This is a genomic window from Acetobacter sp. (genome assembly GCF_047723915.1).
GTDB lineage: Bacteria > Pseudomonadota > Alphaproteobacteria > Acetobacterales > Acetobacteraceae > Acetobacter.
This window is the reverse complement of record NZ_JBDOBQ010000028.1, coordinates 24,067-40,057: the sequence shown is the minus strand read 5'-3', so window position 1 is coordinate 40,057 and position 15,991 is coordinate 24,067. Positions and strand designations below refer to the sequence as shown.

Below are 15,991 nucleotides of genomic sequence, written 5' to 3'. Positions count from 1 at the left end.
GTCCTGCTCCGCCGGAGCAGGGGGCCGGGGTTCGGGGGAAGGCTGGTCAGCCTTGGCCGACGGCCCGCCACCGCTGGTGTCGGAGGCCTCGAATTCCATTTCGACCGGAGCGGGGGCCGGTTCCTCGGGCGGTTTGGGGGCTGGCAGGCTGACCAGCAGCGCAACCAGCAGCGCAATATGCGCCCCACCTGACAGATACAGGGAGCGCCGGAGCAAAATCTGTTCGGACCGGCGTGGCCGTGCCATGGGCATTGTCTTACCTCTGCGCCCGTATAGGGAACTTAATGCCCGGCACTGGCCGGCTGTTGCGCCAGCAGGGCCACGTGGGTAAAGCCGCCCGCCGTGATCTGCCCCATGACCTGCATGACACGCCCGTAATCGATATGCGCGTCACCCCGCACGAAAATACGATGGGTCTGGTCGTTGTTGGAGGCAGCCTTCAACTGCGCCACGATGTCATCGGGGGTGACGGGGTTATCGCCCAGAAAGAGCGTGCCGTCGGCCTTGATGGACACCGTAATCGGCTTGGTGTCGGCATTGACCGGTCGCGCATCGGTCTTGGGCAGATCGACGTTTACGCCGCTGGTCATCATGGGGGACGTGACCATGAAAATGATCAGCAGCACCAGCATGACGTCCACCATGGGTGTGACGTTGATCTCGGCCATGGGCCGCCTGCGGCGCCCCCCGCCCCCTCCGGACATTGCCATGCCTCAGGCCCTTTCTTCGGACTGGCGGGAGAGAATGGCCGCGAACTCGGTGCCGAACCCTTCGAGCCGGTCCTGGAACAGGTCGAGACTGTTGCTGACGACGTTATACGCCACATAGGCCGGAATGGCCGTGATCAGCCCGATGGCGGTCGCGAACAGCGCTTCGGAAATACCGGGGGCCACGACGCTCAGATTGGTGTTGTGCTCGGCCGCGATGGAACTGAACGAGTGCATGATGCCCCACACCGTGCCGAACAGCCCGATAAAAGGGGCTACCGGGCCGACGGTGGCCAGAAAGATCACCCAGCGGCGCAGGCGGTCCATTTCCCGGGTGATGGTAATGCCAATGGCGCGGTCCACGCGCTCCTTCACCCCGCCACGCACCAGGTCCACGCCGGGAATGCGGGCCGAACGGCGCCATTCGCCCATGGCCGCGCCGAACACGGCGGCCATCGGGTTGGTGGGTTTGGCGCCGTCGCTGTCGTACAGGTCGTCCAGGCCGCCGCCGGACCAGAACCGGTCCTCGAACGCGGTTGCTTCGCGGTTGATCCGCCGCAGGACCACAATCTTGGCGAAAATGATCGCCCATACCATGATGCTGCAGAAAAGCAGCCCCAGCATCACCAGCTTGACCACCACCGAAGCGTTGGCGAACAGTGTCCAAACGGACAGGTCTCCCGCCGCAGCTACGCCGAGATTAGTCGCATCAACCGCACGATCCAATAATGCCTCCTGCCTTTACACCCGCGCCCGGTCCGCCGGTCTGCGACTCGGGCATGACCTGATATGGCCCAACAACTGCTGTTTCTTACTGTGTTCCCGAACAAAGCAGAAGAGGGGCTTTTCAGTCCCCGACCGCCAGTTTTTGCAACAGAGCACGCCATGGAGGCGGAAATCGGGCAGGACGCCCGTCGGCTGCGCGAACGCAGGCCAGACCCACCTCCACCGTGGCGCACAGATCGGGGCCACGGGTCACGATCTGTTCAAGCGTGCAGCTTGCAGCACCCAGTGTCATAAGCCGGGTTGTCAGGGTTGCGACATCATCCAGCCGCAGGGGCGCGCGGTAGGACAGCCGGGCATCACGCACGATGAACACCAGCCCGTACTCGCGCAGAAGTTCGGAGGCGGGCATGCCCCTGCTGCGGATGGCTTCCGTGCGGGCGCGTTCGGCAAAGGCCAGATAACGCGCATGGTACATGATACCGCCTGCATCGGTATCTTCGTAATACACCCGCAAATCCATTGTGTGTACGTTCATGCCCGGTCCTTACGGCCTTCATGGCCTTTTACACGGTTCTGCGCCGCAGCTCATGGACCGCCCGCTCCCGGAGCGGACCCCACGCGCCACTTAACCCCACGCGCCAATCAGGGGCCGGGAGTTTACACCGCGGCCTGCTAGTCCTTGTCCTCATCCCCGGCCAGAAGATCAAGCTGGGGTGGTGTCTCCTCACCCATACCCGTATCGCGCGGGGGCGGGTTCAGGCCCAGATGCCGCCAGCCCCGCTCGCCCAGCACGCGCCCGCGGCTGGTCCGCAGCACCAGCCCTTCCTGGATAAGATACGGCTCGATCACATCTTCCAGCGTATCGCGCGACTCCGCCAAAGCGGCGGCCAGGGTTTCCACCCCCACTGGGCCGCCATGGTGGTATTCCGCAATGCGGCGCAGGTAGCGCCGGTCCATGCCGTCAAGCCCCAGCGCGTCCACTTCCAGCCGGTTCAGGGCGGCGTCGGCCAGTTCAGCGCCCACCGGCCCGCCCTGGCCGGATACCGAGGCAAAATCGCGCACGCGGCGCAGCAGCCTGCCCGCGATGCGCGGCGTTCCGCGCGCACGGCGGGCAATTTCCATGGCTCCGCCCGCCGAAAGGTCGAACCCCAGCTTGTCGGCCCCACGCGCCACGATACGGCACAGCTCCTCGGGCGTGTAGAACACCAGCCGCAGCGGAATACCGAACCGGTCGCGCAGCGGGGTCGCCAGCAGCCCCGCGCGCGTGGTAGCGGCCACAAGGGTGAACGGGGCCAGGTCGATCCGCACCGACCGCGCCGCCGGGCCTTCGCCAATAATCAGGTCAAGCTGGAAATCCTCCATGGCGGGGTAGAGAATTTCCTCGATGGCGGGCTGAAGGCGGTGAATTTCGTCTATGAACAGCACGTCACGCGGCTGCAGGTTGGTCAATATGGCCGCAAGGTCGCCCGCGCGCTGGATCACCGGCCCCGATGTCGCGCGAAAACCCACCCCCAGTTCGCGCGCCACGATCTGGGCCAGCGTGGTCTTGCCCAGCCCCGGTGGGCCGTGCAGCAGCACATGGTCCAGCGCATCCCCGCGCTGCCGGGCCGCGGCAATGAAAACGGACAGGTTTTCGCGGCTGGCCTTCTGGCCCGTGAAATCGGCCAGGGTCTGGGGGCGCAGGGCAGCCTCGCCCGCGTCGTCCCCGTGGCGGGCCGCGTCGATCTCGCGCTCGGGCGTGAAATCGGGGTTCATTTCGCCAGATCCTTCAGACTGTCACGCAGCACATGGTCCAGTGTCGCTGTATCGCCATAGCTCTCCAGCACCCGCCGGACCACGGGGGCGGCTTCCACCCGGCGAAAACCCAGCCCCGCCAGCGCCATCAGCGCGTCGGCCTCGATCCCGCCCGCATGGGTAGCGACCAGCGGCACGCTCAGCCCCGCCGCGTTGCCCGGCATCTTGCCCGCGCGGTCGCGCAGTTCGGTCAGGATACGGTCTGCCAGGCGGCCACCCACACCGGGCGCGCGCGTCAGGCTGGCCTTGTCGGACGCCATGAGCACCGCCACCAGTTCCGACGGGGTCAGCGTGGACAGAATACCAAGCGCCACCTTGGCCCCCACACCCTGCACGCCGGTCAGCAGGCGGAACCATTCGCGTTCGGCGCTTTCGGTAAAGCCATAGAGCAGGATGGCGTCCTCACGCACCACGGTCTCGACCAGCAGGCGCGCTTTTTCGGGCGGGTGGGGCAGGGCCGCCAGCGTACGGGTTGAGGCTGCCACAAGGTAGCCCACGCCGTTCACATCCACCACGCAACTGCCCAGATCGACCTGAATGACCAGCCCGCACAAAAACGCAATCATGCCATTCTTACCCCGGCTGCAACATGGCGCGCACTGGCCCGGTGGTGCGCATGGCAGATGGCCACGGCCAGCGCGTCCGACGCGTCGGCCCGGATCACTTCCGCACCGGGCAGCAGGCGCTGGATCATCATCGCCACCTGGTTTTTATCCGCACTGCCCGTGCCCACCACCGCCTTCTTGACCGACAGGGCCCCGTATTCGGCAACCACCAGCCCGGCCAGCGCGGGAGCCAGCAGCGCCACCCCCCTGGCATAGCCCAGCTTGAGGGTCGCGGTGCCGTTGCGGTTGACGTAGGTTTCCTCCACCGCCGCCTCGACGGGGTTGAGCCTGTCGATCAGGGCCAGCAGGTTTTCGTGCAGGACTTTCAGGCGGTCGGGCACGCTGTCGGCACTGTTGGTGGCGATCACACCATTGGCGACATGGCGCAGCCGGTTGCCTTCGACATCGATCACGCCCCAGCCGGTAAACCGCAGGCCGGGATCAATGCCGAGCAGGCGCACCACCGTCAGGACGACAGTTTTTCCGCCAGGTCGTCCGGCAGGTCGAAATTGGCGTAGACGTTCTGCACATCGTCATTGTCTTCAAGAACATCCAGGAACTTGAACAGGCTGCGGGCCTTTTCCTCGTCCAGGGTCACGGTGTTCTCGGGCCGCCAGTCCAGCTTCGCACTTTCGGGCTCGCCGTAGCGGGTCTCCAGCACGTCGCGCACCGCAAAGAAGGATTCCACCTCGCAGGTGACTTCATGCGCCGTTGCGGTGGTGGCCACGTTCTCGGCCCCGGCCTCGATCGCGGCATCCAGCATATCGTCCTCGGTGGCGGCGGATGCCGGGTAGGTAATCACACCCAGACGACGGAACATGAAGGAGACGGAATTGCTTTCCCCCATCGAGCCACCACTTTTGGAAAACGCGGCGCGCACGTCCGACGCGGTGCGGTTGCGGTTGTCGGTCAGGGCCTCGACAATAACCGCGACCCCGGCCGGGCCGTAGCCCTCGTAGCGCACTTCCACGTAATCGTCGCCACCACCGGCACCCGTGGCCTTCTTGATCGCACGCTCGATCGTGTCCTTGGGCATGTTCACCTCACGCGCGGCGGCAATGGCCGCCCGCAGGCGCGGGTTGGCGGCGGGGTCGGGCAGGCCTTCGCGCGCGGCCACGGTCAGTTCGCGGATCACCTTGCCGAACTGCTTGGCCCGCCGGGCATCCTGCGCCCCCTTGCGGTGCATGATATTCTTGAACTGGGAATGACCAGCCATGTTCCCTTACCTCGTCTGTCCTGTCTGCCACACCGGCCGGAAAGCCCCGGCGGGCCGGGTCAGCTCACCCGCCCGTGGCAATGCTTGTATTTTTTACCCGAACCGCACGGGCACTGGGCGTTGCGCGGCGTTTCCCCCCAGCTTGAAGGGTCGTCGGGCATGATGGCGCTGGCCCCTATGGGCTGGACCATCTGGGGTGCGGCCCCCGGTGTCAGCCCCGTTCCCGGTTCGGAGGCATAGCCCTGAATTTCGGGGTCGGCATGGATGGCCGCCGTGTCGGCGAACGGGTCCGCCGCCACGGGAGGGGGGGCCACCTCGACCCGCGCCATGAGAGACACCACGCGTTCGCGCATTTCCTCCAGCATGAACGTGAACAGCACGAAGGCCTCGTGCTTGTATTCGTTCAGCGGGTCCTTCTGCCCGTAAGCGCGCAGGCCGATCCCCTGCCGGAGCTGGTCGAGCGCGTGCAGATGTTCCTTCCACACCGCGTCATACGTGGTGAGCAGCACCTGCTTTTCGATAAAGCGCATGAGGTCGGGGCCGATATTGGCGGCCCGCGCCGCCTGGGCCTGCGCCTGCGCCTGGCCGATCCGTTCGGCAAGGCCTTCAGCATCCATGCCGTCCTCGGCCGCCCAGTCGGCAATGGGCAGGTCCAGCGCCAGCGTCTTGCTGACGGCCTCGGTCAGGCCCTTGACATCCCATTGTTCGGCAAACGCCTTTTCGGGGACATGGCGGGCCACCAGCCCGTCTATGACCTCGTCATGGGTTTCGGCCACGATGGCGGAGACATCCTCCGTCGCCATGAACTCGCGGCGCTGGGCGTACACTTCCTTGCGCTGGTCGTTCATCACGTCATCGTATTTGAGCGTGTTCTTGCGCATGTCGAAGTTGCGGGCCTCGACCTTTTTCTGCGCGCGCTCCAGCGCCTTGCTCAGCCACGGATGAACGATGGCCTCGCCTTCCTTCATGCCCATTTTCTGGAACATGCCGCTCATGCGGTCGGACCCGAAGATCCGCATCAGGTCGTCCTGGAGCGAGATGAAGAAGCACGAATTACCCGGATCGCCCTGCCGCCCGGCGCGACCGCGCAGCTGGTTGTCGATCCGGCGGCTTTCGTGCCGCTCGGTGCCGATCACGTACAGACCGCCCGCCGCACGCACGATTTCGTGATCGCGGGACACCCGGTCGCGGATGGCCTGCTCGGCTGCGGCGCGTTCGGGCGACTCCGGCGCGTCACCCAGTTCCTGGGCGATCAGCATTTCCACGTTGCCGCCCAGCTTGATGTCGGTGCCGCGCCCGGCCATGTTGGTGGCGATGGTGATCGCGCCGGGGGCACCCGCCTGCGCCACGATCCTGGCCTCCATTTCATGGAAACGGGCGTTGAGAACGTTGTGGGGCACGCCTTCGCGCTTGAGCAGGTCGGACAGGGCCTCGCTCTTCTCGATCGAGGTGGTGCCGACCAGAATGGGCTGCCCGCGCTCATGCACCTCACGGATCAGCTTGACGACAGCGCCGAACTTCTCGGCTTCCGTCAGGTAGATCTCGTCATCCTCGTCCTTGCGCGAGACCGGGCGGTTGGTGGGAATGGCCACCACGTCCAGATTGTAGATCTCGGCAAATTCGTCGGCTTCGGTCATGGCCGTGCCGGTCATGCCCGACAGGCGCGGATACAGGCGGAAGAAGTTCTGGAAGGTGATGGAGGCCAGGGTCTGGTTTTCCTGCTGGACTTCCACATGTTCCTTGGCTTCGAGCGCCTGGTGCAGACCGTCTGAATAACGGCGGCCTTCCATCATGCGGCCGGTGAATTCATCGATGATGATCACCTTGCCGTCGCGCACGATATAATCGACATCGCGCGTGAACAGCGTATGCGCGCGCAGGGACTGCTGCACATGGTGCACGACAGCCACATGGTGCAGGTCGTACAGGTCGCCCTCGCCCAGCACGCCGGCGTCACGCAGCAGGGTTTCCACCGTGTCAGACCCGCCCTCGGTCAGGATGACGGTGCGGAACTTTTCATCCTTCTCGTAGGCGGTGGTGTCCTGCACCAGTTGCGCGACCACGCTGTCCACCGCGCGGTACAGGTCGGAACTGTCCTCCGCCGGGCCGGAAATGATGAGCGGGGTCCGCGCCTCGTCGATGAGGATGGAGTCCACCTCGTCCACGATGGCGTGGTGGAAGGGGCGCTGCACCATCTCGCCGAGCTGGTACTTCATGTTGTCGCGCAGGTAGTCGAAGCCGAATTCGTTGTTCGTGCCGTAGGTAATGTCGGCGGCGTAGGCCTGGCGGCGGGCGTCGTCAGGCATGTTGGGCACGATCACGCCCGTGCTCAGCCCCAGGAACGCGTAAAGGCGCCCCATCTCGGCGGCGTCGCGCGCGGCCAGGTAGTCGTTCACGGTCACGACATGCACGCCCTTGCCCGACAGCGCGCTGAGATAGACCGCCAGAGTGGCCACAAGGGTCTTGCCCTCGCCCGTGCGCATTTCCGCGATGCGGTTCGCATGCAGGACCATGCCGCCGATAAGCTGCACATCGAAATGCCGCATGCCCAGCACCCGGCGCGATGCCTCACGCGTCAGGGCAAAGGCTTCTGGCAGCAGGTCATCGAGCGTCGCACCTTTGGCAAGGCGGTCGCGGAATTCCACTGTCTTGGCGGCCAGGCCGGCATCGTCCAGTGCCTGCATTTGCGGTTCAAGCGCATTGATTTCCGACACCCGACGCTGAAAAACCTTCAGCGTCCGATCATTGGCAGTGCCGAACAGGGCGCGGACGAAGCGAGAAAGCATGAACACCTTTCCGGAAATAAACCGCCTGTAAACAAGGCCTTGCGCCCCGCCGGGCATGGCGGAACCAGAGCAGGCGCAGGCTGGGCTGGGCGTGGCTTGCCCCGCAAAATAGGACCGGGCCGGTTTGCGGTCAACCAACCCAGACGCTTTCGCGCCTTTTCCGCCCTTTTGCGCCCGCAACAGGGCTTGCCGGGTCGGGTGGCGTCCTTCATACATGTCGGACTGTATTTTACGGCTTCAAGGTTTTCACCATCATGCGGTTTACATCCTACGCATTCGGACTGGCGGCGACGGCCCTGGTCGGCTCCACTGCCCTCATGCCCCTGCCGCGCGCCGCGGCCCAGACGCCTGCCCCGGCGGCCGCCCCGGCCGACAGCAAGCCGCTCGACCCCAAGACGGTCGTGGCCAGCGTGAACGGCGACAAGATCACCCTTGCGGACGTGCAGGATGCGGCGACCTCCATCCCGGCCCAGATGCGCCAGCTTCCGCCCAACGTCATCATTCCCATGCTGATCAACCAGCTTGTGGACCAGAAGGCCATTCTGCTCGCCGCCCAGAAAGAGGGCCTGAACAAGAAGCCCGACACCGTAAAGCTGATGACGGCCGCGTCGAATAACGCGCTGCAGAACGCCTGGCTGTCCCAGCAGGTCATGCCGCACCTGACCGACGCCGCCATGACGCAGTATTACGACCAGAACTACGCGCACAAGGCACCCGAACAGGAAGTGCACGCTCGCCATATTCTGGTGAAGACCGAGGCCGAAGCCCAGGACGTCATCAAGAAGCTCAAGGCCGGGGCCGATTTCGGCAAGCTGGCGGCCCAGCTTTCCACCGACAAGGGCAGCGCCGAACAGAACGGCGGCGACCTTGGCTGGTTCACCAAAGGCAAGATGATCCCCGCGTTCTCCGACGCCGCCTTCGCGATGAAAAAGGGCGAGATCAGCAGCACGCCGGTCAAGAGCCAGTACGGCTATCATGTCATCCAGATCCTGGACACGCGCGTGGCGCCGGTGCCCACCTTCGATGCCGTCAAGGACAACATCCGCCAGGCGCTGATCCAGCAGTATGTGCGTGAAGCCGTGGCCAAGGCTGCAAGCGGCGTGAAGATCGTCCGCTTCGACCCGTCCACCGGCAAGGCCCTGGCCGACGCGCCCGCCGGCGCACCGGCCGCAGCCCCCAAATAAGCCTTTACACAAGCCCCGCATGCGCCATGCCCCCGTACCGAACCGGTGCGGGGGCATGGTCATGATGACACCCAAGGATTCCGCCAGATGGCGCAGATCATCGCCACATCCCCCCTTGCCCGGCCCATGCCTGAGCTTGGCAGCGTTCGCGGCGTTCGCCTTCAGGCCATGGCAGCGGGGATCCGCTACAAGGGCCGGACAGACCTTGTTCTGGCGGAATTCACACCCGGCACGACGGTTGCCGGGGTTTTCACACAGTCCAAATGCCCCGGAGCACCGGTGGACTGGTGCCGCGCCATCCTGCCGGCTGGGCAGGCCCGCGCCCTGGTGGTGAACGCGGGCAACGCCAATGTCTTTACCGGCCGCGCCGGCCGCGAAACCTGCGAGGCCACGGCCCGCGCGGCAGCGGACCTTGCGGGCTGCGCGCCGGAGCAGGTCTATCTGGCCTCCACCGGGGTGATCGGTGAAATTTTGCCCGCCGAACGCATTACGGCCGCCCTGCCCGCCCTGCATGCGGCCCTGTCCGACACAGGATGGGAAAGTGCCGCGCGCGGGATCATGACGACGGACACTTTCCCCAAGGCCGCGGTCCGCACCGCCACGCTGGGCGGGGCGGAGGTTGTCATTCAGGGCATGGCCAAGGGCAGCGGCATGATCGCCCCCGACATGGCCACCATGCTGGGCTTTGTCGCGACCGACGCCGCCCTGCCCGCACCCGTGCTGCAGGCCCTGCTGGCCGCCGGGGTGCAGAAGACCTTCAACTGCATCACGGTGGATTCCGATACCTCCACCTCCGACATGGTGCTGCTGTTCGCCACGGGGGCTGCGGGCAATGCCCCGCTGGCCACGACAGACATCGACAGCGCAGAACTGGCCGGTTTCCGCGCGGCGCTGAACGATGTGCTGCACACGCTGGCGCTGATGGTGATCCGCGACGGGGAAGGGGCGACCAAGCTCATGACCATTTCGGTCAGCGGCGCGGTGTCTGACGCATCGGCCTGGCGGGTGGGCATGGCCATCGGCAATTCCCCGCTGGTGAAAACCGCCATCGCGGGGGAAGACGCGAACTGGGGCCGCATTGTCATGGCCGTGGGCAAATGCGGCGAACCGGCGGACCGCGATACGCTGAGCGTGTCCATTGGCGGCGTCTGCATTGCCCGCAACGGCACCGTAACCGAAGGGTACGACGAAACGCCGGTGGTCGCGCACATGAAAGGCCAGGAAATCGACATTGCCGTGGATCTGGGCCTGGGTGACGGATGCGCGAAGGTCTGGAGTTGCGACCTGACCCATGGCTATATTGACATCAACGGCTCCTACCGAAGCTAGGCAGCGCACGGCCTGTTTCCTGCTCCGCGCGCGGCCTGTCTCCTGTCGGCCGCACCGCGTACAGCCAGGACACAGAGCGACAGGAAGCATACCACAATGACCAACCCACCGCCCGGCTGGGGCAACCAGTCCTTCGCCACCAGTTCCGCGCCCTTTGGCGACACCATGGGCAATGGCCAGAACCCCATATGGGTTTACGCCGGGTTCTGGTGGCGTGTCTGGGCCTTTGTCATCGACGCCATTATTCTCAGCATGGTGGAGACGGCGCTGGGCTTTTTCATTGCCCCTGACATTACTGTGCAGTGGCAGGAACTGCCCGGCGACAGCACCGGCCAGACCATGGATGTGGTGGATATTGCCTCCATCGCAGGGTCGGCCATGCCCCGGCCCGAGACAATTTCGGTCCTGCTGCCGCATATCCATACCGGCAACTGGCACAATGCCAGCGTGATCCTGGCCCTTGTGCCAGCGCTCTACTGCATTCTGTTCGAAGCCTCGGCCCTGTCCGCCACACCGGGTAAAATCCTGTGCAGGCTCAAGGTGGTCACACTTGCCGGCGCGCGGATCAGCCTTGCCCGCGCGGCCCTCCGCTTTGTGGTCAAGGCGTTCCTGTCCTTTCCGCTGCTGTATATCGGGGTGCTGATGGTGGCCTTTACCCGCCGCAAGCAGGGTCTGCATGACCTGGTGGCCAAAACGCTGGTCATCCGGCAGGATGTCTCACGCATAACCCCGTTCCAGCCGCAACCCTGATACGATACGGGGCGGAGGACCGCACGCCTTACGGGGTCAACCACGGGCTCGACCGGGGGCAGACTGCCGCCCTCCTGAGACATCGCCTCAGGGACCGCGTGAAGAACCGGCTGCACGGCCAAGCCCGCAGGCCCCGCACATGACGCGGATACGCAGGGGCGGATACACGGGAGCGGGCGCCCGCATGGCATAACCACCACCCACAGAGGTACGGTGCGCCGCTTGTGTCTTGATACGGCCAGATTTGGCCCATACGGTGCCCCATGACATTTTCGGCCTTCGGTCAGCCAGAAAAGGATATGCGACACAATGGCGGTCACGACACCGGACCAGACACTTTCCTCCCGTCCCTGTTCCACGACACCCCGGCCGGGGCCGGTGTTCGGGCGAAAGCGGCTGGCGGCCCTGCTCTGGGTTGGTATCGCGTGCTGCCTGAGCCTGTGCGCAACGCGTCCCCAGGTGGCTCTGGCGCAAGCCGTGGCCGCAAGCGACGCGGCACCCGTCGACACGGACCCTGCCCCCTCCGGCCAGAATGACCAAAGGCAGAATGACCCGACGCAGGATGACCAGAAGCCGAGCGAGCGGAGCCGGGACGACGGAACCCCGACCACACCACACCCCGCCAGAACCACGCATGCCACCGCCGCCGGAGGACTGACGCAGCAGGACGCACAGCAACTGCTGGGTGTTCTCAACGACCCCGAAAAGCGTGAAGCCTTTACAAAGACCCTGACACTCATGGCCAAGGGCCTGCCGGTAGCCCCTGCGGTGGCCCCCGTCACCGCACCGGCCCGGTTGTCCTCACCGGCGGCTCCCCCGTCTGCTCCCCCTGCGGCCACGAACACGGCCAGCGCGCCACCCGCCGCCAAGCCCGCTTCCGCCACGACACCCCTTGTCATCGACAGTTCCGTGCATTCCGAACTGGACGGGCTGCATGACGGGCTTCGCGGGTATGTGCGCAATTTCACCAACCTGTTCACCGATCTGGGCGTTGTGGGCACGTGGCTCAGGACCGAGCTGCGCACCCCCGGCTCGCGTCAGACGCTGATCGATGCGTTCAGCCGCGCCATCCTGATTCTTGCCGTGGCGCTGCTGCTTGAGCGCGGGACCAGTATCGCGCTGAAAAAGCCGCTGCTTGCGGTCACGCGGTATGCCGTAGCGCGTGAAAACCGGCACCTGGCCAGACAGGCGGAAGGCGCCGACGCGGACAGCCTTGCCGATACCGACGCCTCCGACGCCGACACCACCCAGGCGCGTGAAACCGACCAGCGGCGCGGCAACGAGGTGCTGCGCTACCTTATTCGCGTGCCGTATAACGCGCTGCATTTCCTCATCAAGCTGCTGCCGGTCGGGGTTTGCGTGCTGCTGGGCTATCTGGGGGCGGAATTCCTGACCACCACGCCCCAGGCCCGCACCGTAACCCTGACACTGATCAACGCCTACGCCATAGCTCGTGTGCTGTATCTGGTGGTGGAAACCACGCTGGTTCCACATTCCCCCTCCATCCGCCTGATCCCCGCACAGGACGACACGGCGCGGCTGATGACGCGCTGGTGGAATTTTCTGGTCGCAGCACCCTCCATCATGATCTGCCTGTCCACGCTGGGGGAGGAGTTCGATCTGGCCCAGCGCGGGGTGGACGCCATGCTGCGCGCCGTGGTGCTGATCCAGCACCTGATCATCGCGGCGTTTATCTGGCGCATCCGCAAGATCGTGGCCCGTTCGCTCCAGCCTTCGGCCGACAGGCAGAGCAAGAGCGCGCTATGGGCCTTTGTGGGCACGCTGGCCCATCTGTGGTGGGTGCCGATCATGTTTCTCGACATGGCGCTGTGGTTCGTGTGGGCCGCCCACCTCAAAGGCGGGTACCAGTGGATTTTGCGCGGTTCGGTCCTGAGCCTTGCCTGCCTGGCGCTGTCGCGCATTCTGGCCCTGCTGGCCTATGGCCTGCAGGACCGGCTGTTCCGGGTCAGCCCCGCCATGCAGGCCCAGTATCCCGACCTGCAGAAGCGGGCTGACTTCTATTACCCGTTCGTACGCAAGATCATTACCACCATCATCATCTTTGCCACAGCAGTGTGCCTGGCCCAGAGCTGGGGTGCCCCTGCCGTGCGGTTCTTCTTCGTATCCGCCCTTGGCCTGCGGCTTATGGGGGCGGCCCTCAGCCTTGTGCTGGGCATGACCGTGGCCGCCGTGGCGTGGGAAGTGGTGAACCACACCCTGAACAAGCAGATTTCGCGCTATACCTCCAACGCGCAGGCAGGGCGGGCGGCACGCCTGCGCACGGTGCTGCCGATCATTCGCACGGTGCTGCTGGCGGTCATCATCATTTTTGTCGCCGTCACCACACTGTCCCAGATCGGTATCAACGTCACCCCGCTGCTGACCGGCGCGGGTATTCTGGGCGTGGGGCTGTCCTTCGGGTCGCAAAGTCTGGTCAAGGACGTCATCACCGGCTTTTTCATGCTGGCCGAGGACGCGATACAGGTGGGGGACTGGGTGACGGCGGCCGGCATCGCGGGTACGGTGGAACACCTGTCCATCCGCACGCTGCGGGTGCGGGCCTTCGACGGTGACCTGCATATCATTCCGTTTTCGTCCGTGACCTCCATCGCCAATACGGCGCGCGGGTTCAACCAGATCATTGTCCGCCAGACGCTGGACCTGAGCGAGGATTCCGGCAAGGTGGTCGAGATCATGACAAAGACCATCGACGCCATGCGCAAGGAAGACGATTTCCGCGCCCTGATCCTGTCCGACTACACCGATCTGGGCGTGGACCACTCGGACGGGAACGGTGCCGTCATGATCGGCATCATCCGCACGGCCCCCATGATGAAGTGGAAGGTGCAGCGCGAATTCTACCGCCGCATTGCCTCGCTCATGGCCGATGCGGGGATCAAGTTCTATACTCCCACCAGCTATTCCACTTCACCCCCCGGTGTTCCCATGCATCTTGCGCTGGACAACCTGCCGCCAGAGGTCTTTGCCGCGCACGGGGCCGAGCCCACCGGCACGCGATCCCCACCGCCCCCCACCGACAGGGGGCCCGCCAGCGGCCCGCAGGCAGGCTAGCCAATGGCCGCGCAATCGCACGAACCGCTGATGCCGCCTGCACCACTCCCCCCCGCCGTGGCCGATACGGTAGCGCAGGAGATCGAAGCGCCGCTGGAACAGGGCGGCTTCGCGTTCGTGCAGGCCCGGACCCTGCGCCCCCTGCTGGAACGCCTTGGTCTTGAACACTGGGAAAGCTTTGCCGCAAGCTGGAACGACCTTGGCGAAGATCGCTACATGGCCGATGGCGGGCGGTACCGGCGGCGGCGCTACGCCACGTTCTCGCTCAGTGCGCATGACATGCTGCGCAAGCCAAACCAGCCCCATTACCAGAGCCGCGACTACAATACGCTCAATGGCGGGGTGGAACGCTGGTTCGAACCGGTTCTGCCCGGCATTGCGGCACATCCAGCGCTTCAGGCCATTTTAAGCCTGCTCTACCATGTCGCCACCGACCTGACCCCGCCCGATCGCCGCCCGCTGTCATGGCACGGGGAAATGCACCAGTTCCGCATAGAGGCCAGCATGGACATGCGCGGCCAGCCCACCCCCGAAGGCCTGCACCGCGACGGGGTGGACTGGGTTTGCGTGGCCATGGTGCGGCGCGAAAACGTGGATTGCGGGGAAACATCGATCCACGACATGAGCCGTGACCTGGTGGGCAGCTTCACGCTCACCAACCCGCTGGATACAGCCTTCGTGAACGACAACCGCGTCTATCACGGGGTTACGCCGGTCGTGCCCGTGGACCCTGCGCGCCCCGCCTACCGCGACGTGCTGGTACTGACCCTGCGCCACGAATAGCGCAGGCCCGTTGCGGCGGCACCTGGCGGGCCCCGGGTGTGGGCCGTTCAGTATCCCGCGTAGGAAATGGCGTGCAGCCCAAGGGCCAGAAAGCAGAACACGAACACGATGGCCCCTGCCATCTGGGCGACTTCATGCACTGCGATCAGGCCGGATGGTGCCTGTTCGGGGGAAGGGGAGGCAGACGCCCCGCCCGCCAGAACGCCCGAGACCGTGCCCGACGCCCGTGCGGCGGATGTGCTGTCTGCGGCAAGCATGGAAACAGTCTCCTGCCCGGCAGTCGGCGCGGGCGGGCTTGTCGGAACGGGTGCGGCATCAGGCGTGGGCTGGTCGCTCATGGTCTGGTGGTCCCCCGTTTTTTGCAATGCAGATCCGTGCGGGTGTTTTGGCTCACCCTGCCTGTATGTGGAGCACGCAGGCGGCCCCCGTCAAGTACACCTGTGTTTTCGCGCCAGCCGGCACAGCGGCGGAACCGCCTACGGAGCCTGTCCCAATGCGCTTGCACTGGACGATACCCCCCATCACGGGTCACATAGGCCGGATGCTGAAATTTTACGGAGCCGGCATGACCCGTTTTACCGCACTTATGGCCGCGAGCGCGCTGGCCGTTTTCCCGGCCTGTCATGCCATGGCCGCCGGGCAGCCGACGCCAGACGGGCAGGGCGGCCCCCCCCCCGCGCAGACGCAGGCCGCGCCTGCGGCGGCGGTGTCCTACCCGCAGGCCATGTTCAACGGCACCTGGACCGTCCTGGCCATGACCTACCCGATCCGGGTCATGAGCAACCGCGCCCTGGGCCCGGCCGCCCGGCTGCTGCTGGCCCTGCCGGATGACTACGCCAAAATCGTGGGGCAGGCCCGTTTCGCGCTGGCCCGTGTCAGCGGCACCACATGGGAAGGCGCGCAGGACAACCTGCATGCCAGTTTCATGCTCGTGTCAGAAAACAGCGCACGGCTGATCATTACCAGCAGGGACGGCCACAAAATGGACCTGCCGCTGTATCGGGTCGAAACACCCGCGCCCTGAAACGGCGCGAGGGGA

15 protein-coding genes and 1 pseudogene are annotated in these 15,991 nt (G+C 65.3%); 6 read left to right on the top strand and 10 right to left on the bottom strand.

Annotation, left to right across the window (positions count from 1 at the left end):
- The 9 genes and pseudogenes from ABF990_RS12650 to secA form a co-directional block, all read right to left on the bottom strand.
- Window positions 1-246: pseudogene (locus tag ABF990_RS12650) on the bottom strand (energy transducer TonB); the annotation flags it as partial.
- Between the two features lie 35 nt (window positions 247-281).
- Window positions 282-710 carry a protein TolR gene (tolR, locus tag ABF990_RS12645; RefSeq protein ID WP_415492005.1) on the bottom strand — a complete coding sequence of 143 codons (429 nt, stop codon included), beginning with the start codon at window positions 708-710 and terminating at the stop codon, window positions 282-284.
- Window positions 711-713: 3 nt separating this feature from the next.
- Complete coding sequence (tolQ, locus tag ABF990_RS12640; RefSeq protein WP_415492004.1) at window positions 714-1,433, bottom strand: protein TolQ; 720 nt, start codon at window positions 1,431-1,433, stop codon at window positions 714-716.
- A 121-nt stretch (window positions 1,434-1,554) separates the two neighbouring features.
- Complete coding sequence (locus tag ABF990_RS12635) at window positions 1,555-1,968, bottom strand: YbgC/FadM family acyl-CoA thioesterase (protein ID WP_415500996.1); 414 nt, start codon at window positions 1,966-1,968, stop codon at window positions 1,555-1,557.
- A 137-nt stretch (window positions 1,969-2,105) separates the two neighbouring features.
- The gene (gene ruvB, locus ABF990_RS12630; RefSeq protein ID WP_415500997.1) at window positions 2,106-3,188 is read right to left on the bottom strand and encodes a Holliday junction branch migration DNA helicase RuvB; all 1,083 of its coding nucleotides are present in this window, start codon (window positions 3,186-3,188) and stop codon (window positions 2,106-2,108) included.
- Complete coding sequence (gene ruvA / locus ABF990_RS12625) at window positions 3,185-3,793, bottom strand: Holliday junction branch migration protein RuvA (protein WP_415500998.1); 609 nt, start codon at window positions 3,791-3,793, stop codon at window positions 3,185-3,187. The genes ruvB and ruvA overlap by 4 nt, the downstream gene beginning before the upstream one ends.
- Window positions 3,790-4,296: a crossover junction endodeoxyribonuclease RuvC gene (gene ruvC, locus ABF990_RS12620; protein WP_415491999.1), complete on the bottom strand. Its 507-nt coding sequence runs from the start codon at window positions 4,294-4,296 to the stop codon at window positions 3,790-3,792. The genes ruvA and ruvC overlap by 4 nt, the downstream gene beginning before the upstream one ends.
- 2 nt (window positions 4,297-4,298) lie before the next feature.
- Window positions 4,299-5,048: a YebC/PmpR family DNA-binding transcriptional regulator gene (locus ABF990_RS12615; RefSeq protein ID WP_415500999.1), complete on the bottom strand. Its 750-nt coding sequence runs from the start codon at window positions 5,046-5,048 to the stop codon at window positions 4,299-4,301.
- Between the two features lie 59 nt (window positions 5,049-5,107).
- Complete coding sequence (secA, locus tag ABF990_RS12610; RefSeq protein ID WP_415506631.1) at window positions 5,108-7,834, bottom strand: preprotein translocase subunit SecA; 2,727 nt, start codon at window positions 7,832-7,834, stop codon at window positions 5,108-5,110.
- Window positions 7,835-8,088: 254 nt separating this feature from the next.
- On the opposite strand from secA, the gene ABF990_RS12605 reads away from it, so the two are divergent.
- From ABF990_RS12605 to ABF990_RS12585, 5 genes are all read left to right on the top strand, one after another.
- Window positions 8,089-9,018 carry a peptidylprolyl isomerase gene (locus tag ABF990_RS12605; RefSeq protein ID WP_415491995.1) on the top strand — a complete coding sequence of 310 codons (930 nt, stop codon included), beginning with the start codon at window positions 8,089-8,091 and terminating at the stop codon, window positions 9,016-9,018.
- Between the two features lie 87 nt (window positions 9,019-9,105).
- Window positions 9,106-10,347: a bifunctional glutamate N-acetyltransferase/amino-acid acetyltransferase ArgJ gene (gene argJ, locus ABF990_RS12600; protein ID WP_415500821.1), complete on the top strand. Its 1,242-nt coding sequence runs from the start codon at window positions 9,106-9,108 to the stop codon at window positions 10,345-10,347.
- Between the two features lie 96 nt (window positions 10,348-10,443).
- Window positions 10,444-11,097: an RDD family protein gene (locus ABF990_RS12595; protein WP_415491993.1), complete on the top strand. Its 654-nt coding sequence runs from the start codon at window positions 10,444-10,446 to the stop codon at window positions 11,095-11,097.
- A gap of 309 nt (window positions 11,098-11,406) precedes the next feature.
- Window positions 11,407-14,169 carry a mechanosensitive ion channel domain-containing protein gene (locus ABF990_RS12590; protein WP_415500820.1) on the top strand — a complete coding sequence of 921 codons (2,763 nt, stop codon included), beginning with the start codon at window positions 11,407-11,409 and terminating at the stop codon, window positions 14,167-14,169.
- A 30-nt stretch (window positions 14,170-14,199) separates the two neighbouring features.
- Window positions 14,200-14,952, top strand: a complete 753-nt coding sequence (locus ABF990_RS12585) for a 2OG-Fe dioxygenase family protein (protein WP_415500823.1) — start codon at window positions 14,200-14,202, stop codon at window positions 14,950-14,952.
- A 47-nt stretch (window positions 14,953-14,999) separates the two neighbouring features.
- Here ABF990_RS12585 and ABF990_RS12580 read toward each other — a convergent pair whose 3' ends face one another.
- Window positions 15,000-15,290: a hypothetical protein gene (locus ABF990_RS12580; protein WP_415491991.1), complete on the bottom strand. Its 291-nt coding sequence runs from the start codon at window positions 15,288-15,290 to the stop codon at window positions 15,000-15,002.
- A gap of 227 nt (window positions 15,291-15,517) precedes the next feature.
- Here ABF990_RS12580 and ABF990_RS12575 point away from each other — a divergent pair, with 227 nt between their 5' ends.
- The gene (locus ABF990_RS12575; protein WP_415491990.1) at window positions 15,518-15,976 is read left to right on the top strand and encodes a hypothetical protein; all 459 of its coding nucleotides are present in this window, start codon (window positions 15,518-15,520) and stop codon (window positions 15,974-15,976) included.
- The last annotated feature ends 15 nt before the right edge of the window (window positions 15,977-15,991 follow it).